Consider the following 19,234-nt stretch of genomic DNA (forward strand, 5'->3'; position numbering starts at 1 on the left):
ACTTGGTAAAAAAACAAACCTTCAAATTGAAGGTTTGTTTTTTTTTGAGCTGCCTGATCCACGTTATGCGAAACATGTTTATGCCATTTTGTATAGGGGTAATAAATTTCTAAATACAGATTCAGCTTTTTCAATAAACTGATCAGGTGACATGAGAACGGCATCTTCTCGAGAAATTTGATAGCCGCAAAGAATTTCAGCTTTTTTAACATTTTGCAGGCGCTGAAACATGGATCTCAATTCTTCTTTGGATAGTTCATTATGCATAACAGCATCTGGTTTTGTGTGATCGCCGGACCAGACATAATCTTTGGGTATTTCTTTATAAAATTTATCCAGGCTGTTCTCAAAAGACTTGCCTGCGGCAGCTTTATTCGGTGCTTCATAGATGATGGCAAACCAGATGAATACATGCGTTTCCCATAAACCTATTTGGAAATGAGGAAGCATTTTGTATCCCCTTGCATTGCCTGCAAATGCGACCCAAGTATCATTTGGCGGATTCTTTGTTCTTCTGGCATGCTTAGCAACATGAGGGAACATTTCATCTCCTGACAGGTTTGAGAGTGAGGGTGCAAAATGGCGTCCCAACTCTTCTAACTTAGGCCTAATAACAGATTTTAACCTGTCCATTCTTTCATCAAGACCATCTATTTTAAAGACATCGAAATCATCGTTTGTGAAACCAGGAAAAGACATAAGCTAACCTCCTATATGCTTTGTCAAATATTGTAGCATAACCTCGAACAATCGAAAAATTTTAAGCTTTAAAGAAGAGACTAAATAAAGTTTTAGGTTATCGCACAAATTAGTTGCAACTGAGAATTGTCCTTCATATGATAATAGTAAAAATAATCAGAAAATTAAACACTATTGGAAGGGGTGTACTGTCTAATGAAACAACTTATGAATACAGTGAAGAAGAAAAATGGTGATAGGGAAAGAACAGCGGTCTTAAGGCTGGAAATGGATTATGAGTTAGCTACTTTGTTTGATGCCATGTCAGAAAGGAATGAAGATCTCCAGAAACAATCAAAACTAAAGCTTGAAAAAATCAGGCAGGAACTTCTCAGATTAAAAGCACTTTAAGATTAATTGTGACTAAAGGAGATAAGGCAGAAAAAATGCAAAAGAAAAGAAAGAATAATTAGAAACGGACTCCCTGATTACATGAGGAGTTCGTTTATTATTTTGGCAATTGTTTTTTACTGCAAATGATAACCCGCATCATAGGAGAGTATATAACTTGAAGAACCTTGCTAATTCATTTAAGCTAGTTATATTTTAATGATATACCAAGCGGAGGGCTGACCAATGACAAATTGGAGTGAAATTCATACATATGCCAAAGCCTTGATTAGAGAGGCCGGCGAGAATATTAAAAATTCTTTCAGCAAAACGTTGACCATCACCACCAAGTCAAATGCAAACGATTTAGTGACAGATATAGATCAGGAAACAGAACAATTCTTCATAAAAAAAATTAATGAAAAATATCCCGGCCATCGAATCCTTGGTGAAGAGGGTTTCGGGGATAAGCTAAGTGATATGGAAGGAATTGTCTGGATTATTGATCCAATTGACGGAACGATGAATTTTGTCCATCAGCAAAGAAACTTTGCCATATCAGTAGGCATTTATGAAAATGGAAAAGGGAAAATTGGATTAATTTACGATGTAGTCCATGATGAGTTATATCATTGCATGAAGGGACAGGGTGTTTTCATGAATGATTTGGAACTTCCGCCATTAAAGGAAACGGAAGTATCAAAGGCAATAATCGGACTGAATGCTACATGGGTTACGGAAAATAGAAGAATTGATCCATCACTCCTGGCTCCACTTGTTAGAAATGCAAGAGGAACTCGATCCTATGGTTCAGCTGCAATTGAAATGGCATATATTGCATCCGGGAGGGTTGATGCATACATAACAATGCGTCTGGCTCCATGGGATTTCGCCGCAGGTGTGATCATGATCGAGGAATTGGGAGGAATTGCAACAACCGTTAAAGGTGATCCGCTGAACTATCTTGAAAACAATTCTGTTTTTGTCTCTAAGCCAGGGCTTCATCAGGAAATTATGAAAGAATACTTAAAAAATGGCAATTGGTAATTTATCGAGCAGCAGCGTCACACATGCAGACTTGACATTTTTTTTAGAGGTCATCAAGGATAGTGCTGCTTGGGAAGAAGAAGAAAAAAGCGGGCATAACCTAATGGAATATATGGCCAGGTATCAGAAATTGAATGGTGAGTGGAGAATTTGGAGGCTTGATGGAGAACGGATAGCCGTCACATTCCATGTGAATTCATCTCCTTCTAACGGGAAACCATGGCTCGGTACGATTCTGGTTAAGAACTGTATTCGCAGGAAAGGAATCGGTACTAAGATTATCGAGCAGTTGGCCGCAGAATTAAAGGAAAAAGGAGAAAAGTCTTTCTTTGCGGGTGTTCCTGAAAACCGGCAAAATTGGATATATTTTTTAGCTGACGCCGGTTTTGAGCAATTCAAAATGGAGGCTTCTCCTGATGAAAAAGAATTCTTAATAATGGTCTGTCCATTAATTTGAAAAAGCTGCAGCGCAGAGCTGCAGCTTTTATGCCGTTTCTATAATAAACCGTCTTCCTTCATTTTCTTCTTTGTTTTAAAACCGTATCCCATTACAAAAATTAAAGCAATGATGGCAATAATCATGCCTATAATGCTTCTTTCAGCTACAGCAACGCCTATGCCCATCATGCATAGAGCTGCGCCAATCGCAAAGGCTAATAAAGGCCACTTGATTTTGTCCATAAATTTTTTCCACTCCCAAGCGGATTATTTTAAGTAAATACTGGCGAAAAATATGTAAAGAGAATAAAAATAAAAAGCATACATGAGGAATAAATCCTTTTCTACATTATTTTACACAAAAAGCTTTTAGGTTTCTATAGTAATTGTGATATAATGTATCAGTTGTGAAAAATGTTAAAAAGTGATTCAGTTTTTATAAATAGGAGGAAATCTTTTGAAATTAAGAGAAGATATTCGAAATATTGCAATTATAGCCCACGTTGACCATGGTAAAACAACATTGGTTGACGAGCTTTTAAAACAGTCCGGGACTTTCCGTTCAAATGAGCATGTGGAAGAGCGCGCGATGGATTCAAATGATCTGGAAAGAGAACGCGGTATTACGATCTTAGCTAAAAACACTGCAGTTAAATATAAAGATACAAGGATTAACATTCTGGATACGCCTGGCCACGCAGATTTTGGCGGTGAAGTAGAACGTATCATGAAAATGGTTGATGGTGTCTTATTAGTAGTTGATGCATATGAAGGGTGTATGCCTCAAACGCGTTTCGTACTCAAAAAGGCTTTGGAGCAAAAATTAACACCAATCGTAGTAGTAAATAAAATTGACAAGGAATCTGCCCGCCCAACAGAAGTTGTTGATGAGGTTATCGATTTATTTATCGAACTTGGTGCAGACGAAGACCAGCTTGAATTTCCGGTCATATACGCTTCAGCTATTGCTGGGACTGCAAGTACAACTCCTGATAAACAGGATGATGATATGCATTCGGTTTATGAAGCAATTATTGACCACATACCAGCACCTGCTGATAATCGTGAAGAGCCGCTCCAATTCCAGGTTGCCCTTTTAGATTACAATGATTATGTGGGAAGAATCGGTATTGGCCGTGTATTCCGTGGAACAATCAAGGTCGGCCAGCAAGTTGCTTTAATGAAGCTTGATGGTTCGGTCAAGCAATTCCGAGTTACAAAAATCTTTGGATTCTTCGGACTTAAGCGCGAGGAAATTCAAGAAGCATTTCCTGGAGATCTGATCGCTGTTTCCGGAATGGAGGACATCAACGTTGGAGAAACCATCTGTCCTGTCGAGCATCAGGAAGCACTTCCTGTTCTAAGAATAGATGAGCCAACATTGCAAATGACTTTCGTTGTAAATAACAGCCCATTTGCAGGAAGAGAAGGAAAGTATATTACAGCCAGAAAAGTTGAAGAAAGATTGCGTGCCCAGCTTGAGACAGATGTGAGTCTTCGTGTCGAAAATACAGATTCACCTGACGCTTGGGTTGTATCTGGACGTGGAGAACTTCATTTATCAATCCTCATTGAAAATATGCGCCGTGAAGGTTTTGAATTACAGGTTTCCAAGCCTGAAGTAATTATTAGAGAGATTGATGGTGTTCGCTGCGAACCGGTAGAACGTGTTCAAATTGATGTGCCAGAGGATAATACCGGCTCAATCATTGAATCAATGGGTACACGTAAAGGTGAAATGCTTGATATGGTCAATAACGGAAATGGCCAAGTGCGACTAACATTCAACGTCCCAGCCCGCGGACTAATTGGCTACTCCACAGAATTTATGACGCTTACTCGCGGATATGGTATTATCAATCACACATTTGACAGCTACCAGCCTGAAATTAAAGGACAAATCGGAGGCAGAAGCAAGGGTGTGCTTGTTTCCATGGAAAGCGGAAAGTCATCCACATATGGTATTATGCAAGTAGAGGATAGAGGTACCATTTTCGTTGAACCAGGTACTGAAATCTATGAAGGAATGATAGTTGGAGAGCATACTCGCGAAAATGACCTTACTGTCAATATCACTAAAGTGAAGCATGCAACCAACATCCGTTCTGCTAATAAGGATCAAACGAATGTAATTAAAAAGCCGCGTATTTTGACTCTTGAAGAAGCGCTTGAATATTTGAATGATGATGAGCTGCTTGAAGTAACACCTGAGTCAATCAGACTGCGCAAAAAAATTCTTGATAAAAATGAACGTGAAAGAATGGCCAAAAAGAAGAAATACGCTGAAACTAACTAAGGCTAAGAAGGGGAGGAGAGAAGGATATGGATGTTTCACAGCGCCTTTCTTTTTTCGCTGCTTTGTTCAAAGTCCATGAGAATCCCACAACTGGAATGTGGCTTCTATATATAACAATTGTTCTACTATCCATACTGGTTTTTAAATTAGGGTTTGCCAAGAAACTTCCTATAATAAAATCAGCTGTTATATATACCTTCTTGATTTTAGGATGTACCGTGCTTACATTTCTTGGGGTATTCCTTCCTGTAGCAGAAGGTCTTGTTGTGGCTGCGTTAATCTTGATTATCTATAAAATCCGCCTTCACCAGGAAAAGAAAGAACAGGCAAAGGCGGAATAACCGGGAGAGGCTGAGATGAAATCTTTGCAGGATTCACTGTATAACTGGTTAACGATAAAAATTGTCTGTGATAAACGTCCGGATGATACAGCAGCAGCAGACACAGAAAAAATGTTTTTTGACATTCTTTCAGAAGAGCATAAGATTTCTGATATCGAAGTTGAGAAAGATGATCTAATGTACTTTGTGCATTATTCTAAGGATAAAGAACGGAAAAAGAGCCGTTTTCCCCGTGAATTAATAGAAGTGATGCTTAATCAGATTCAAAATGAACCAGAAAAGTATGTGAATTATCCAGAGGATTAAGAAAAGCCGTCCCTATATGTTGTTAGGGACGGCTTTTTTATAGTTTAGGAATTTATAAAATATACAGGACGTGGCGGTTTTAGTTGAACTTCAGCTGATCAAGGCGCTTCCGCTTTTATTCTGCTCTTCATGATCGGTGTTGCCCGATTTACCATTCTTCCTCCTGGACTTTGCTTCGGTAGAGCTTAAAGTTTCCGGTATCTGCTCTTTCTTGAGTTTTTTCGGTAATTCTTGTTTCACATGGTTTGCACATATATGTGTGAATAGGGCGGTTTCGAAGCCGTTTAGCCTGTAAGGACTCGTTTTCAATTGATTCGATTTTATCACAAAGTACACATTTTACTCGCATAGGACACCTCATATTGTTTTTGCTGTTGTTAATACCATTATAGTATAAGTTAAGGATTGATTCGAATGCTTTAACGGCAAATTAAAATTTTTACGGTCAGACCGTATCGGGTTTATTGTGTTAGTTCATATTAGTATAGAAAGTGCAAAGGCTTCAACCAAACTTAAGGATAGGATGTTATTGGTTGAAAGAAAAGCGTTATCATACTATGATGAAGTTAATAAAGGAGGGAAAAGAATGGCAAATCAGGTAGAACCGAAATTAATTAAACCATTATATGACGAACTGCAAAAGGAACGTTTTGTTACACTTGCTACTGTTGATTTTGAAACCGGCGGTCCTAATGTCAATGCGATTTCATGGGTTTTGGCAAAAAATGAGGAAACATTGTATTTTGCAGTCGATAACCGTTCCAGGATTGTTCAAAATATAAATAGCAATAACATGGTTGTTCTGAATATTATTGCGAATGAATCTACATATTCCATCGCTGGTAAAGCTTCTGTTAAGGCAGAAAAGATGGAAGGAGTACCTCTTAAGCTTGCCCTTATGGAAATCACTGTGAAAGAAGTCCGTGATGTTATGTTTTACGGGTCTAAGATCACTGTAGAGCCGCAATATGATAAAACATATGATAAAGACGCAGCAGCCCGTTTGGATAAACAGGTTATGGAAGCGATGAAAAAAGCTTAGTTCCCTCTTGGAACTAAGCTTTTTTTGGGGGGCTAAAAAGCGGCAGGCACCTATACCGATTAGCTAAAAAGCTATAGATGCCTGTCACCCTTTTATTTATGATAATTCGATTGTTCTTCCTGTTTTTGTTCGAGCTGTTTTTCCTGATCATTGTCGAGCTTTTTCTTTGGATCTTCGGTTGCGTTTTTCTCATTTTTCTTTTTGGGATCAACTAAATCGGCTGGAACTTCAGGCATAAGCCGGCCTGCGATATCTGCCAGTTCATTCATGATTCCTTGCAAGGGTTCACCGTTTTGGATGTCATCAGCTATTTCCCGCAGCCTTGCGTTAATATCCGGATCAGCCACTACAATTGCTCTTGCACCATGAGGATCATTTTTGAGGCTTTCGGCAACTGAATATTTAATTGTTCCAACCTCAGAACGGTCGAGGTTTTTGTTCACATCTACTCCGACTATAGCAAAACGTCCAAGGACAACAGCAGTGGCATCATTCACATTAGGAACTCGGGTAGCCAAATTGACAAGATGCCTGGAAACTTGCTGTCCAGTCTCCCTGTCAACTTCCTGTATTGTACTATTTTTAACATTTATCGTGTTGGTATTTTGCTGTTCCTGATGGTCTAGCGCCTGATTGCCGTTCATACCGCACCCTGATAATAGCAATCCTGTCATGCATATCAGCAGCCATCTATTCATATTTGACACCTCCGGGCGATCAAAATTTCCCTGAAATTGAAATTGGTCACTTGACTTTTCAGGTTCAGGAATAATGAGATTCTTTAATGTTATTGTGCAAAATTTCTTCTATCTTTATTCGGCATTACATATATTTTTACCAAGATAGATTTGTCCACTTCATTAGGTAGCTTTATTCCTGATTAATCAACATCTGTAAAAGAATGAATAATATAAAACAACAGGAGAATATCCATCAAGATTGAAGGTGATTCTTTCATGAAGCTGCAAATCCGCAAGCAGGGGACCTCGCTTTTGTAATTTGCTAAATAAAGACACAAGAGGAGCAGGAGGCATCATATTGAGTAAAATTTACGTATTAGATACCAATGTCTTGTTGCAGGATCCTAATTCCATATTTTCATTTGAAGAAAATGAAGTAGTCATTCCGGCTGTAGTACTAGAAGAAGTTGATTCTAAGAAAAGGTATATGGATGAAATTGGGAGGAACGCAAGGCAAGTATCCCGGCTGATTGACAGCATGAGGGAGACGGGTAAGCTGCATGAGAAAATACCTCTTGAAAATGGCGGAAGCCTGCGAATTGAGTTAAATCATAGGTCTTTTCATGAACTTCAAGAGATTTTTGTAGAAAAAACAAATGATAATCGGATTTTGGCAGTTGCAAAAAACCTATCACTTGAGGAAGAGACAAAAGAAAATGGACGAACGGTTATTCTTGTAAGCAAAGATGCCCTTGTCAGAGTTAAAGCGGATGCTATCGGGCTAATATCAGAAGACTTCTTAAGTGACCGTGTGGTTGAAAATGATCATTTATATCCTGGGTTTCTGGAAGTCTATATCGGACTCGATATTATGAACCGCTTTTATGAAAAAGGAGAACTGCCGTTATCAGAAATAGCGAACCATCCTTTCTACCCTAATCAGTTTCTGGTGATGAAGGATGCGCTGGGTTCATCTTCGTCTGCGCTTGGTATTGTGGACAAAGGTGGAAAAAAAGTGAAAAAGCTTATTTTTGACCATGATCATATTTGGGGGATCAAGCCAAGGAACGTCCAGCAAACAATGGCTCTTGAGCTCTTGCTGAGAGATGATCTGCCGCTTGTTACTCTTATCGGAAAGGCAGGGACTGGGAAAACTCTTATGGCGCTGGCATCCGGATTAATGCAGACAGAAGATTATGGCCAGTACAAAAAATTACTGGTGGCTCGCCCCATTGTGCCGGTAGGAAAAGATTTGGGATTCCTTCCCGGAGAAAAAGAGGAAAAGTTAAGGCCGTGGATGCAGCCGATATATGATAATTTAGAGTACCTGTTTAATGTCAAAAAGCCAGGTGAATTGGATGCGATATTGGCTGGTATGGGCTCTATTGAGGTTGAAGCTCTGACATATATTAGGGGGAGAAGCATACCAGATCAATTTATTATTATTGATGAAGCACAGAACCTGACAAAACATGAAGTTAAAACTATTTTAACCAGGGTGGGGGAAGGAAGTAAGATTGTCCTGATGGGAGACCCTGAGCAAATAGATCATCCCTACTTGGATGCTTATAACAACGGGCTCACCTATGTGGTGGAGAGATTTAAAGATCAGGTTATCTCAGGGCATGTTAAGCTTGTTAAAGGTGAGAGATCTGGCCTTGCCCAACTTGCTGCTGACCTATTATAGCCTGCATGAAAGCGGCTCTGGAATCTGCAGTCTTTAATGTCCGTTTGGCTCCCGAAAGAAAAGCGCAAGCGCCTTGCCCACGAATAAACCAGTCTAAGAGCAACACGTCCTCCCAAAAGCTACCGCTTTCGGTCGTGCGAATTTAATGCTGACGAAACTTTCCTTTCCTTGTCCTGGGGCCTCAAGCACAAGACGAGCCTCCCGGAAAGGCGTCCTTTGCCTTTTTGGGAGGATTGCCTGAAATGTGCAGGCGACTGCCCAGGGACGACAAGCATGAAGGTATTTTTTCCTTCTGGAAAGGGATTGGCTAGTCTTTCGTCCCTAGGAGCCTCAGCTAGACAAGCTTGTGACCTCGAGGGGGGCAGGCTTCATTCGCTAGACATTTTTGGGCGTTCAAATATTGTATATATTAAATAAAAGGGCGATGCACAATCGCCCTCTCCGGTCATTCCACTCTAAATGCCTTCACTCTTTTTATGGGTGAGTTTTGATTGCTTCCATCCCCGTAATAGACATGAACTGGCCCATCTTCTTTTAAAGGTTTTCCATCCTTTGAGAACCCTAATATCAAATCGTCGGCTTGAGATAAAGTTAATCGAGTTTCCCCATCTTCACTTTCAATGATAACAGTTTCAGCATTCTCCTTTGGTTCTGCATTCCTAAGAAATGGCTTAAAAGGTATACCGAAAGTGCCTGTCAGAACCTTTTCTTTTTCAAATTTCTTTTCTGTTTTAAGTGTTGGAGGAAATACTGCGCCTTCCATGATTTCTCTATCCCAGTGCTTTGAGACTGCCTTGGTATATTCCTCAAGTTCATTTTTCCTGATGCCATCTTGAATAAAGTATGTTGTCAAATCGAGTCTCCGATCATCGAATATCCAGACTCCTGGATCTAAGGTGATTTGGTATTTAACGTTTCCTTTAAAGGCAATTATATTTTCCATATTGATCCTCCTGTCGGCGCATTAATGTATGTATAGGGTAAGTATACAGATTTTTGAGCGGCTTGTCATACAGGCATTCCCCGCAGTGAGTTGGGACAAGATATCAATATGAAAAGAACGAATCCGGGAGGTTCACAGATGACATGTCATACAAACGCTGATCTTCAGAAGATTGTTAATGAGGCAGCCCTGCATACTGTTTATGGAGAGGTGGCAGGCTATATTCCCGCACTTGCAGAGGTAAATAGGCATGACCTCTCAGCTGCTGTATATAATATCCAAGAAAAAAGCTGTATTTACGCGGGTGATTATCAAAATAAATTCACTCTTCAAAGCATATCCAAAGTTCTTGTTTTGGCTTTGGCGATCGAGGATATGGGATACGAATATGTTTTCGGAAAAGTGGGAATGGAACCAACTGGTGACCCGTTCAATTCAATTTCCAAACTGGAAACTTCAATCCCCTCTAAACCATTAAATCCAATGATTAATGCAGGAGCTTTAGCAGTAACTAATATGATAAAAGGTGAGAGCTCCGATGAAAAATGGCATCGTATAATAGAGTTTGTGGGGCGGCTCGTAAATGATAAAAATGTATCTTGTAACGAAATAGTTGCAAAATCTGAATTTGAAACCTCATGGCTTAATAGGGCTTTATGCTATTTTATGAAACAGCATGGTGTAATTAATGGTGATGTAGAGGAACTAATAGACATATATACAAGACAGTGTGCAATCGAAATGAACTGCTTTGATCTTGCCAGGGCAGGTGCAGTACTGGCATTGGATGGAAAAGATCCTGAAACATATGAAGAGGTTATTCCGTCTGATATTGCCAGGGTTTGCAAGACGTTAATGGTGACATGCGGGATGTATAATGCTTCTGGAGAGTTTGCTATTAAAGTTGGCATACCAGCAAAGAGCGGGGTATCCGGTGGAATACTAGCTGTGGTGCCAAATAAATGCGGAATTGGCATATTCGGCCCTTCCCTGGACAAGAGAGGAAATAGCATCGCTGGTGTAAAAGTGCTTGAAATGCTTTCAAATCGAAATGACTACAGTATATTTTGAAATATATGGAAAGTGAGTATATTATGAAGGAATTCCTGGTCGAATCCCTTATTATCCTTGCTTTTTTCCAAGCTTAAGTATAAAATTTATAGATAGGATGATCGCTCGGAAATGGAGGGATTGAAAGTTGGCTTCTGACATGATTATTGATCACAAAGAAAAAGCAAATGCTCTATTAAAGGCAGATGCTGCTAAAATATTAAAATTAATTAAGGTGCAAATGGATAATCTGACTATGCCTCAATGTCCTCTATATGAAGAGGTTCTTGATACCCAGATGTTTGGCTTATCCAGAGAAATAGATTTTGCTGTCCGTCTTGGATTAATTGAAGAGGCTGAAGGCAAGGCTATTTTAGATGAATTGGAAAGGGAGCTATCCATGCTCCACGAAGCCTCAGTAAAAAAATAAAAAAAAACTCAAACATCTTTTAAAGATTGTTTGAGTTTTTTTATAACTGCATGAATTTTAAAAGAAATGAAATAGTATATCCACAAGAAAAGAAATCCCTAAGTTGTATAACTTATTTTTAAATTAGTATGGCATAATTATAGAATTTTTTTCTTTGCTGTGTTACATTTAAATTAACTTTTCTTTTCTTCAAAGCAGGATATTCAATACTATAGTAGAATAAGTAATAAACTTTAGAAGATAAGGGAAGAGGGCTGGATGTTTAAAAAAATATTAAAATCATATGATTATACCCTGATTATTGCAGTTGCCCTGTTATCTGTTTTTGGACTCATTATGGTATTCAGTGCAAGCATGGTAACAGCGGTGCAGATCTATGATCAGGAAAGCGACTATTTTTATAATAAGCAAAAAATGCATTTAATTATCTGTGCAATTGTTTTTATTATTGTCGCTCTATTTCCTTACAAAGCAATGCAAAGCAATAAATTTCTTGTTCCGATGGTGTTCATTTCGTTATTCGGCCTGATTGCGCTATTTATTTTTGGTAAAGTAGCCGGCGGGGCGATGAGCTGGTTTGAAATCGGGAGCAGAAGCCTTCAGCCTGCAGAATTTGTCAAGCTTTCAGTCATCATATATTTAGCAGCTGTCTATGCAAAAAAGCAGCCCTATATTAATGAGTTTAATAAAGGGGTTCTTCCCCCGCTTGCTTATCTGATTCTAGCTGCTTTGCTTGTTGCAGTTCAGCCTGACTTTGGTTCTGCGATGATTATTTTTCTGGTAGCAGCTGCCGTCATTTTTACTTCAGGCATGAATTTCAAAAACATATTTAGGCTAGGACTATTCGGGGTAATATTAGCTGCGCCTTTTATCCTTCTGTTAAAAGATAAGATTTTCGCACCTTATCGATTGGGCAGGGTCGAAGCATTTAGGGATCCCTTTGGATCAGAATTCGGGTATCAGCTATCGAATTCCTATATTGCCCTTGGTGCAGGCGGATTAAAAGGGCTGGGTCTTGGCGAAAGCATACAAAAGCTTGGTTATCTTCCTGAAGCGCATACAGACTTCATTATGGCTGTAATTGCTGAAGAGCTTGGGGCATTTGGAGTAGGTTTTGTAATTTTGCTTCTCGGGTATATTGTCCTGAGGGGAATCTTTATCAGTTTAAAGTGTAAAGATGCTTTTGGCAGCTTATTGGCTATTGGCATATCAGCTATGATAGGTATTCAGGCATTCATCAATCTTGCAGGGATTTCCGGTGTTATGCCGCTGACAGGTGTCACACTTCCATTTATCAGCTATGGAGGTTCATCTCTGCTTCAGCTTTCGATTGCAATGGGGATTTTAGTCAATGTATCTATGTTTGTAAATTATGAACAAAAATACAAAAATAAAAATGAACAGACAAAACCGGAATCCATGGAACTGGCTTCCGAAAAAACATTTTCCATTCGTAAATAGGCACAGAAACTTTTCAGTGCTTTATTTATACATCAATCAGCAGAAGCTGATTACATAATTGCTTCCATCAGGGAGCAGCCAATTCAAAGTTACTAAGGCCGGCCAGCGGGAAACCCACCCGGCCTCAACTTGGATTTGGCAGAATATTGCCAAAAAATACATAAAGACGAGGTGTTTTGGTTGAGCAGAAGAATTAACAAGGTATTAGTAGCCAATAGAGGAGAAATTGCCATTCGAGTGTTCCGTGCCTGCACAGAGCTGGATATCCGCACGGTAGCCATCTATTCCAAAGAGGACTCCGGATCCTATCACCGCTATAAAGCAGATGAAGCTTACCTGGTAGGGAAGGGAAAAAAACCGATTGATGCCTATCTGGATATTGAAGGAATCATTGACATTGCGAAAAGCAGTGATGTTGATGCCATTCATCCGGGATACGGATTTCTGTCGGAAAATATTGAATTCGCAAAACGCTGCGAGGAAGAGGGCATCATATTTATCGGTCCTACTTCTAAGCATCTGGACATGTTTGGGGATAAAGTTAAAGCAAGAACCCAGGCACAGCTTGCAGAAATTCCGGTTATTCCAGGCAGTGATGGCCCTGTAGAAAGCCTGGATGAAGTGATTAGCTTTGGCAAAAATCACGGATTCCCCATTATCATTAAAGCTTCACTTGGCGGCGGCGGAAGAGGCATGCGCATCGTAAGGAGCCTGGAAGATGTTAAAGAATCATATGAGCGTGCAAAGTCGGAAGCTAAAGCTGCTTTTGGAAATGATGAAGTTTATGTTGAAAGATTCATAGAAAGGCCAAAACATATAGAGGTACAAATTATTGGTGACAATGAAGGGAATATTGTCCACCTGTATGAAAGAGATTGTTCAGTCCAGAGGCGTCACCAGAAGGTTGTAGAAGTAGCACCTTGCGTATCTCTTTCCAAAAAATTAAGAGATGATATATGCCAGGCTGCTGTCAATCTTATGAAGAATGTAGATTATATTAATGCAGGAACTGTGGAATTCCTTGTATCAGGTGATCAGTTTTATTTCATAGAAGTAAATCCGCGTGTGCAAGTTGAGCATACGATCACCGAAATGGTAACAGGAGTAGATATTGTACAAACACAAATTTTAGTGGCTGAAGGCTACTCGCTGCACAGTAAAGAAGTGGGTGTTCCGGAACAGGAAAATATTCACATTCATGGATTTGCCATTCAATCACGTGTTACAACAGAAGATCCTTTAAATAACTTCATGCCTGATACTGGGCGTTTAATGGCTTACAGATCAGGCGGCGGTTTCGGCGTGCGGCTTGATGCGGGGAACGGTTTCCAGGGGGCAGTAATCACCCCTTATTATGATTCACTGCTTGTTAAACTCTCAACGCACGCTATGACTTTCCAGCAGGCAGCATCAAAAATGGTGCGGAACCTGCAAGAGTTCCGAATCAGGGGCATTAAAACAAATATTCCTTTCCTTGAGAATGTAGTAAAACATGAGAAATTCTTAAGAGGGGAATATGATACATCATTTATTGATGAAACACCTGAACTATTCCTGTTCCCAAAAAGGAAAGACCGCGGAACAAAGATGCTGAGTTATATCGGGAATGTAACTGTTAATGGATTCCCGGGAATTGAAAAGAAGAAACGTCCGGTATTTGATGAGCCGCGGGTGCCAAAATTAAAATACAGCACAGATTACCAGGACGGCACAAAACAAATATTAGATAATCACGGTCCTGAAGGACTTGTTAAATGGATTAAAGAGCAAAAAGAAGTTTTAATTACTGATACGACCTTCCGTGATGCCCATCAATCATTGCTGGCGACAAGAGTAAGGACGAATGACCTGAAGCATATCGCAGAACCGACAGCAAAATTGCTTCCTGATATGTTTTCCTTTGAAATGTGGGGCGGTGCAACTTTTGATGTCGCGTATAGATTCCTGAAAGAAGATCCTTGGGAAAGGCTGCTGACATTGCGCGCAAAAATGCCAAATGTTTTATTCCAGATGCTTCTTCGTGCTTCAAATGCAGTAGGATATAAAAACTATCCGGATAATGTAATAAGAGAGTTTGTTGAAAAATCAGCCTACGCTGGCATTGATGTCTTCCGGATATTCGATAGCCTTAACTGGGTTAAAGGGATGGAAGTCGCAATTGATGCTGTCCGCCAGACAGGGAAAATTGCAGAAGCCTCCATGTGCTATACAGGTGATATTTTGGATCCTGCAAGAACAAAGTACAATCTTAAATACTATAAAGACCTGGCAAAAGAGTTAGAGAATCAGGGAGCCCATATACTGGCAATCAAAGATATGGCTGGTTTATTGAAGCCGCAATCAGCATACACCCTTATATCTGAATTGAAAGAGACTGTTGATATTCCAATTCACCTTCATACTCATGATACGAGCGGAAATGGAATTTTCACATATGCAAAAGCTATTGAGGCTGGAGTGGATATTGTGGATACGGCCCTAAGCACAATGGCAGGTTTAACATCCCAGCCAAGTGCTAATTCTTTATATTACGCACTGCAGGGGAATGACAGACAGCCAAAAATTGATATCCAGTCGCTTGAGCAGTTATCTTACTATTGGGAAGATGTACGCAAATATTACCAGGACTTCGAAAGCGGCATGAAGGCCCCTCATTCAGAAGTCTACCAGCATGAGATGCCTGGCGGACAATACAGTAATCTTCAGCAGCAGGCTAAAGCTGTTGGCCTTGGAGATAAGTGGGATGAAGTTAAGGACATGTATTCCCGTGTGAATCAAATGTTTGGTGATATCGTTAAAGTTACACCTTCTTCCAAGGTAGTTGGTGATATGGCGTTATTTATGGTCCAGAATCAGCTGACAGAGCAGGATGTTTTGAATAAAGGCAAATCTCTGGATTTTCCAGACTCAGTTGTAGAATTGTTTGAAGGCTATTTAGGACAGCCGTATGGAGGATTCCCGGCAGAACTGCAAAAGGTCATATTGAAAGACAGAGAGCCAATCACTGTCCGCCCGGGTGAGCTTCTTGAAGACGTGGATTTCGATGCTTTAAAAGAAAAACTCTTTAAAGAACTGGGAAGGCAAGTTACAAGCTTTGATGCAATTGCCTATGCATTGTATCCAAAAGTATTTATGGACTATATTAAGACCAGTGAACAATTTGGTGATATTTCTGTTCTTGACACCCCAACATTCCTATATGGTCTAAGGCTGGGTGAGGAAGTCGAAATTGAAATTGAAACAGGTAAAACATTGATAGTAAAATTAGTTTCTATTGGCCAGCCTCAAGCTGATGGCACAAGAATTGTTTATTTTGAGCTGAATGGCCAGCCTCGTGAAGTAAGCATAAAAGATGAAAGCATTAAAGCAACTGTAGCCTCCAAGGCAAAAGCTGATCCGCATAATGAAAGTCATATTGCTGCCAGCATGCCGGGAACTGTAATCAAGGTGCTTGTAGAAAAAGGTGAAAAAGTCGAAAAGGGCGATCACTTAATGATTACAGAAGCTATGAAAATGGAAACAACTGTACAGGCGCCATTTTCTGGAACAGTTAAAGACATCCATGTCTCGAACGGTGAAGCAATTCAAACAGGAGACTTATTGATAGAGCTGTCAAAATAAAGTGAAACTGCAATCAGTGTGGATCTTATCCCCACTGATTGTTAGTTGAGGAGGCCACAGTCTTTGTTCTTCTTTTTGGGCCCTTCTATCCTCCTTGATTCCACTGTGTCATGAAGTGGGGGTCTCACTCCCATAAGACTGCGAAAAATTAACAAAAGAGCTTCGGCAGTTTGCCGAAGCTCTTTTGTTTAAAGCAATTATGGAATGGAAGTAATGGTCGGGATAGCAGCTTCATCATTTTTCTCATTTTCCCTAACAGCTGAAACAGCAAGCTCATTCTTCCTGCTCCGTGAGGACAGAAGGATAAAATAGCTTAATACTCCAAATAAGCAGGAAATAAAGAATGCGTGGGCAAGAGCTATATACAGGTTAAGTCGTGTTAAAACAACTAATGCACCAGCAGCAACCTGCAGGGTTACTAAGATAAATGAAATGATCCAGCCCCAATAAACAACTTTCTGCTCCTTGTAATGCTTAATTGCAAGATAAGTAATGTAACCGATCCATATGAAAATTAATCCGGCAGCAGCTCGGTGGCCCATTTGCACCCATTCATACATATTTTCCGGAAGAGCGAAAGAACCGTTAAAGCAAAGCGGCCAGTCACGGCAGACAAGACTTGCATTAACATGGCGCACAAGCGCGCCAGTGTATACAACAGCATAGCTGTATATAGAAACTCCAATAATATGTTTCCTCATTCTTTTATCAATAATGAGCTTCTCGGCTTCGAATTTCTTATCTACTTCAAAGATAAGCAAAGTCAAAAGCAGTACTGCAGCAAATGATATTAAGGAAATCCCGAAATGAAGGGCAAGTACAAAATCAGATTGCCCCCATACTACTGCGGCCGCTCCAATTAAAGCCTGGAGGACAAGGAAGAAGAATGAAGTGAGTGATAAAAACTTTGTTTCCCTTATATGTCCCAATTTTCTCCATGTCCAAATCGATAATATCAGGACCATAAAACCAACTGAGCCTGAAACAAGTCTGTGCGCCAGTTCGATAATCAATTCAGGAGTAATGTCGCTTGGAACAAATTCGCCATTGCAAAGCGGCCAGGATTTTCCGCATCCCATTCCTGATTCAGTTTTAGTTACCAGGGCACCGCCGAGCAAAATTAAGAGCATGCCGATAGTTGTAAGAACGGCAAACCATTTTAAAGATCGTTGCAAAGCCTTTCACCTTCTTTAAATATTCTATGTCTATCAATGGGAAAACAATTGAATTACTAAGTATTTGTCCGTTATCTATCTTATCAAAGATTCTATAAAAAGCCATATAGTAATGTGCGTCATTTTACTTTTTCGATAGTACAGGAATAAAGCTTTTTTTACAACAGTTATAAAATTTATAAAGTTAATTATAGTAAAAAAGGTTGAAACTTGTAATGGAGTTTGCTAGAAATATAAAGGGGGTATAAAATGGATAACCCCTGTCGCGGAAAGTATCACAAAATACATAAAAGTGAGTATATTTTTTCTTCTGTAGTTTTCTGAAGCAGTTTTATTATCTCAAAAAAGCAACCATTCTTTAAGTGAATTTATTTTTTGACACAAATTAGTCATAAATTATTCTAAAAAAATTCACAAAAGAGTTTTAAAGTGTGATTTAATATACAGAGAAATGGTTTAGTTTCATTTAGATAATAAACAGTTTGAATACATTATTAATGGAAGAAAACTATTAGGATTATTATTATTCATCCAGGGTTTACCCCTCGTTTTTTATCGCGTACATAGCTTTGCAGGGATTTATGCTTTATAGTAGGTGTTGTGCAAAGATACCTTTTGTCTGCGATAAGAGATAAAGGAGGAAAAGATATGTCTAACTCACGGGCTTTGAGTGATGCTGCAATTGAGGACAGTAAGCGAAGCCTTCAAAAAGATATACCTGAAACTACAGTTTGGAAGGATTTTCTTGCCCTAATCAAAATAGGCATTGTGAACTCCAATCTGATTACAACCTTCACCGGACTTTGGCTTGCACTGCATTTTTCCGGAAAGGGATTTTTCAATAATCTTGATCTGGTTCTTTATACAGTCATTGGCTCCTCATTGATTATTGCAGGCTCCTGCAGCCTAAATAATTATATTGACCGCGACATTGATCCATTAATGGAAAGAACAAAAGGGAGGCCAACTGTTACTGGGAAAGTAAACCCGGGCAAGGTTGCACTTTTGAGCTTTCTGCTTATTGGCCTTGGTACGGCCTTTTTAATGTTTACAACAGCAGCAGCAGTTGTAATTGGATTAATTGGCGTTTTCAGCTATGTTGTTTTATATACAATGTGGACGAAACGCAGATTTGTATCCAATACGATTGTAGGCAGCATTTCAGGAGCAGTTCCCCCGCTGATCGGGTGGGCAGCTGCTGATGGCAATCTCGACCCAATGGCTTGGGTGCTGTTCGCTATCGTTTTTATCTGGCAGCCTCCTCATTTTTATGCTTTAGCAATGAGAAGGGTGGAGGAATACCGGGCTGCGGGAGTTCCCATGCTTCCAGTTGTAAAAGGGTTTAAAGCTACCAAAAGGCATATTTACATATGGGTTGCAGCTTTATTGCCGCTGCCATTTCTTATGCCATCACTTGGATTGCCTTTTTTAATCCTGGCCACAGTATTGAATATTGGATGGTTATTGACGGGATTATATGCAAGGAGATTTAACAATGATATAAAATGGGCTACATTAATGTTTGTATACTCCCTGCAATATCTGACCATCATGTTTGTAGCTATGGTGATCATCACAATTATCTAACTTAGTTAGGAAATTCTTTCTTTCGCTAGTAACGAGAGAGGATTTATCCATATTTTTTGATC

The 19,234-nt window shown here is 39.6% G+C and carries 19 protein-coding genes; 13 read left to right on the plus strand and 6 right to left on the minus strand.

The features are described 5' to 3' along the window. Nucleotides 1–78: 78 nt before the first annotated feature. On the minus strand, nt 79–699 hold the full coding sequence (locus tag AC0VZ9_RS09210; protein WP_009330967.1) for a YktB family protein: 621 nt from the start codon (nt 697–699) through the stop codon (nt 79–81). Between the two features lie 195 nt (nt 700–894). On the opposite strand from AC0VZ9_RS09210, the gene AC0VZ9_RS09215 reads away from it, so the two are divergent. The 3 genes from AC0VZ9_RS09215 (at nt 895) to AC0VZ9_RS09225 (ending at nt 2,572) form a co-directional block, all read left to right on the plus strand. Then, complete coding sequence (locus AC0VZ9_RS09215) at nt 895–1,089, plus strand: hypothetical protein (protein WP_009330966.1); 195 nt, start codon at nt 895–897, stop codon at nt 1,087–1,089. A 225-nt stretch (nt 1,090–1,314) separates the two neighbouring features. Next, nucleotides 1,315–2,115 (plus strand): inositol monophosphatase family protein, encoded by an 801-nt coding sequence (locus AC0VZ9_RS09220; RefSeq protein WP_009330965.1) that lies wholly within the window; start codon nt 1,315–1,317, stop codon nt 2,113–2,115. Further along, nucleotides 2,102–2,572 carry a GNAT family N-acetyltransferase gene (locus AC0VZ9_RS09225; RefSeq protein ID WP_475397283.1) on the plus strand — a complete coding sequence of 157 codons (471 nt, stop codon included), beginning with the start codon at nt 2,102–2,104 and terminating at the stop codon, nt 2,570–2,572. The genes AC0VZ9_RS09220 and AC0VZ9_RS09225 overlap by 14 nt, the downstream gene beginning before the upstream one ends. Before the next feature lie 38 nt (nt 2,573–2,610). On the opposite strand, the gene AC0VZ9_RS09230 is transcribed toward AC0VZ9_RS09225, so the two are convergent. Beyond that, the gene (locus AC0VZ9_RS09230) at nt 2,611–2,796 is read right to left on the minus strand and encodes a YlaF family protein (RefSeq protein ID WP_475397284.1); all 186 of its coding nucleotides are present in this window, start codon (nt 2,794–2,796) and stop codon (nt 2,611–2,613) included. 214 nt (nt 2,797–3,010) lie between these two features. Between AC0VZ9_RS09230 and typA the strand changes: the two genes are divergently transcribed. Genes typA through AC0VZ9_RS09245 form a run of 3 tightly spaced genes read left to right on the plus strand, consistent with a single transcriptional unit; the run spans nt 3,011 to nt 5,496 of the window. After that, a complete protein-coding gene (gene typA, locus AC0VZ9_RS09235) occupies nt 3,011–4,849 on the plus strand; it encodes a translational GTPase TypA (RefSeq protein WP_009330962.1) in 1,839 nt (612 codons plus the stop codon). Nucleotides 4,850–4,875: 26 nt separating this feature from the next. After that, entirely contained in the window at nt 4,876–5,190 is a 315-nt protein-coding gene (locus AC0VZ9_RS09240; protein WP_009330961.1) for a YlaH-like family protein, read from the plus strand. Between the two features lie 15 nt (nt 5,191–5,205). Then, nucleotides 5,206–5,496, plus strand: a complete 291-nt coding sequence (locus AC0VZ9_RS09245; RefSeq protein WP_009330960.1) for a hypothetical protein — start codon at nt 5,206–5,208, stop codon at nt 5,494–5,496. Nucleotides 5,497–5,644: 148 nt separating this feature from the next. On the opposite strand, the gene AC0VZ9_RS09250 is transcribed toward AC0VZ9_RS09245, so the two are convergent. After that, nucleotides 5,645–5,845 (minus strand): YlaI family protein, encoded by a 201-nt coding sequence (locus AC0VZ9_RS09250; protein ID WP_009330956.1) that lies wholly within the window; start codon nt 5,843–5,845, stop codon nt 5,645–5,647. A 237-nt stretch (nt 5,846–6,082) separates the two neighbouring features. Here AC0VZ9_RS09250 and AC0VZ9_RS09255 point away from each other — a divergent pair, with 237 nt between their 5' ends. After that, nucleotides 6,083–6,538 carry a pyridoxamine 5'-phosphate oxidase family protein gene (locus AC0VZ9_RS09255; protein ID WP_019381680.1) on the plus strand — a complete coding sequence of 152 codons (456 nt, stop codon included), beginning with the start codon at nt 6,083–6,085 and terminating at the stop codon, nt 6,536–6,538. Between the two features lie 92 nt (nt 6,539–6,630). Here the strand turns inward: AC0VZ9_RS09255 and AC0VZ9_RS09260 are convergent, their stop codons facing one another. Beyond that, a complete protein-coding gene (locus AC0VZ9_RS09260) occupies nt 6,631–7,236 on the minus strand; it encodes a YhcN/YlaJ family sporulation lipoprotein (RefSeq protein WP_217027488.1) in 606 nt (201 codons plus the stop codon). 337 nt (nt 7,237–7,573) lie between these two features. Between AC0VZ9_RS09260 and AC0VZ9_RS09265 the strand changes: the two genes are divergently transcribed. Then, nucleotides 7,574–8,905 (plus strand): PhoH family protein, encoded by a 1,332-nt coding sequence (locus tag AC0VZ9_RS09265; RefSeq protein ID WP_180321099.1) that lies wholly within the window; start codon nt 7,574–7,576, stop codon nt 8,903–8,905. 445 nt (nt 8,906–9,350) lie between these two features. On the opposite strand, the gene AC0VZ9_RS09270 is transcribed toward AC0VZ9_RS09265, so the two are convergent. Beyond that, complete coding sequence (locus AC0VZ9_RS09270; RefSeq protein WP_019381683.1) at nt 9,351–9,848, minus strand: molybdopterin-binding protein; 498 nt, start codon at nt 9,846–9,848, stop codon at nt 9,351–9,353. 138 nt (nt 9,849–9,986) lie between these two features. Between AC0VZ9_RS09270 and glsA the strand changes: the two genes are divergently transcribed. The 4 genes from glsA to pyc all read left to right on the plus strand — a co-directional run bounded on the left by glsA (nt 9,987) and on the right by pyc (nt 16,410). Next, entirely contained in the window at nt 9,987–10,919 is a 933-nt protein-coding gene (glsA, locus tag AC0VZ9_RS09275) for a glutaminase A (protein WP_475397501.1), read from the plus strand. Between the two features lie 127 nt (nt 10,920–11,046). Further along, nucleotides 11,047–11,328, plus strand: a complete 282-nt coding sequence (locus AC0VZ9_RS09280; RefSeq protein ID WP_019381685.1) for an Fpa/YlaN family protein — start codon at nt 11,047–11,049, stop codon at nt 11,326–11,328. 258 nt (nt 11,329–11,586) lie between these two features. Then, entirely contained in the window at nt 11,587–12,789 is a 1,203-nt protein-coding gene (locus tag AC0VZ9_RS09285; RefSeq protein WP_009330949.1) for an FtsW/RodA/SpoVE family cell cycle protein, read from the plus strand. Nucleotides 12,790–12,969: 180 nt separating this feature from the next. Then, nucleotides 12,970–16,410, plus strand: a complete 3,441-nt coding sequence (gene pyc / locus AC0VZ9_RS09290) for a pyruvate carboxylase (protein ID WP_475397285.1) — start codon at nt 12,970–12,972, stop codon at nt 16,408–16,410. Between the two features lie 197 nt (nt 16,411–16,607). Here pyc and AC0VZ9_RS09295 read toward each other — a convergent pair whose 3' ends face one another. Beyond that, nucleotides 16,608–17,585, minus strand: coding sequence for a COX15/CtaA family protein (locus tag AC0VZ9_RS09295; protein WP_009330947.1), 978 nt, complete (start codon nt 17,583–17,585; stop codon nt 16,608–16,610). Between the two features lie 648 nt (nt 17,586–18,233). Here AC0VZ9_RS09295 and cyoE point away from each other — a divergent pair. Next, complete coding sequence (gene cyoE / locus AC0VZ9_RS09300; protein WP_009330946.1) at nt 18,234–19,172, plus strand: heme o synthase; 939 nt, start codon at nt 18,234–18,236, stop codon at nt 19,170–19,172. Nucleotides 19,173–19,234: the final 62 nt, after the last annotated feature.

The sequence above is a fragment of the Cytobacillus sp. QJM3NY_8 genome, assembly GCF_056173585.1.

Excerpts from the sequence above, each read along its gene's own strand:
- AC0VZ9_RS09210 (WP_009330967.1), bottom strand. The coding sequence starts at position 699 with ATGTCTTTTCCTGGTTTCACAAACGATGATTTCGATGTCTTTAAAATA.
- AC0VZ9_RS09215 (WP_009330966.1), top strand. The coding sequence starts at position 895 with ATGAAACAACTTATGAATACAGTGAAGAAGAAAAATGGTGATAGGGAA.
- AC0VZ9_RS09220 (WP_009330965.1), top strand. The coding sequence starts at position 1,315 with ATGACAAATTGGAGTGAAATTCATACATATGCCAAAGCCTTGATTAGA.
- AC0VZ9_RS09225 (WP_475397283.1), top strand. The coding sequence starts at position 2,102 with ATGGCAATTGGTAATTTATCGAGCAGCAGCGTCACACATGCAGACTTG.
- AC0VZ9_RS09230 (WP_475397284.1), bottom strand. The coding sequence starts at position 2,796 with ATGGACAAAATCAAGTGGCCTTTATTAGCCTTTGCGATTGGCGCAGCT.
- AC0VZ9_RS09240 (WP_009330961.1), top strand. The coding sequence starts at position 4,876 with ATGGATGTTTCACAGCGCCTTTCTTTTTTCGCTGCTTTGTTCAAAGTC.
- AC0VZ9_RS09245 (WP_009330960.1), top strand. The coding sequence starts at position 5,206 with ATGAAATCTTTGCAGGATTCACTGTATAACTGGTTAACGATAAAAATT.
- AC0VZ9_RS09250 (WP_009330956.1), bottom strand. The coding sequence starts at position 5,845 with ATGCGAGTAAAATGTGTACTTTGTGATAAAATCGAATCAATTGAAAAC.
- AC0VZ9_RS09255 (WP_019381680.1), top strand. The coding sequence starts at position 6,083 with ATGGCAAATCAGGTAGAACCGAAATTAATTAAACCATTATATGACGAA.
- AC0VZ9_RS09260 (WP_217027488.1), bottom strand. The coding sequence starts at position 7,236 with ATGAATAGATGGCTGCTGATATGCATGACAGGATTGCTATTATCAGGG.
- AC0VZ9_RS09270 (WP_019381683.1), bottom strand. The coding sequence starts at position 9,848 with ATGGAAAATATAATTGCCTTTAAAGGAAACGTTAAATACCAAATCACC.
- glsA (WP_475397501.1), top strand. The coding sequence starts at position 9,987 with ATGACATGTCATACAAACGCTGATCTTCAGAAGATTGTTAATGAGGCA.
- AC0VZ9_RS09285 (WP_009330949.1), top strand. The coding sequence starts at position 11,587 with ATGTTTAAAAAAATATTAAAATCATATGATTATACCCTGATTATTGCA.
- cyoE (WP_009330946.1), top strand. The coding sequence starts at position 18,234 with ATGTCTAACTCACGGGCTTTGAGTGATGCTGCAATTGAGGACAGTAAG.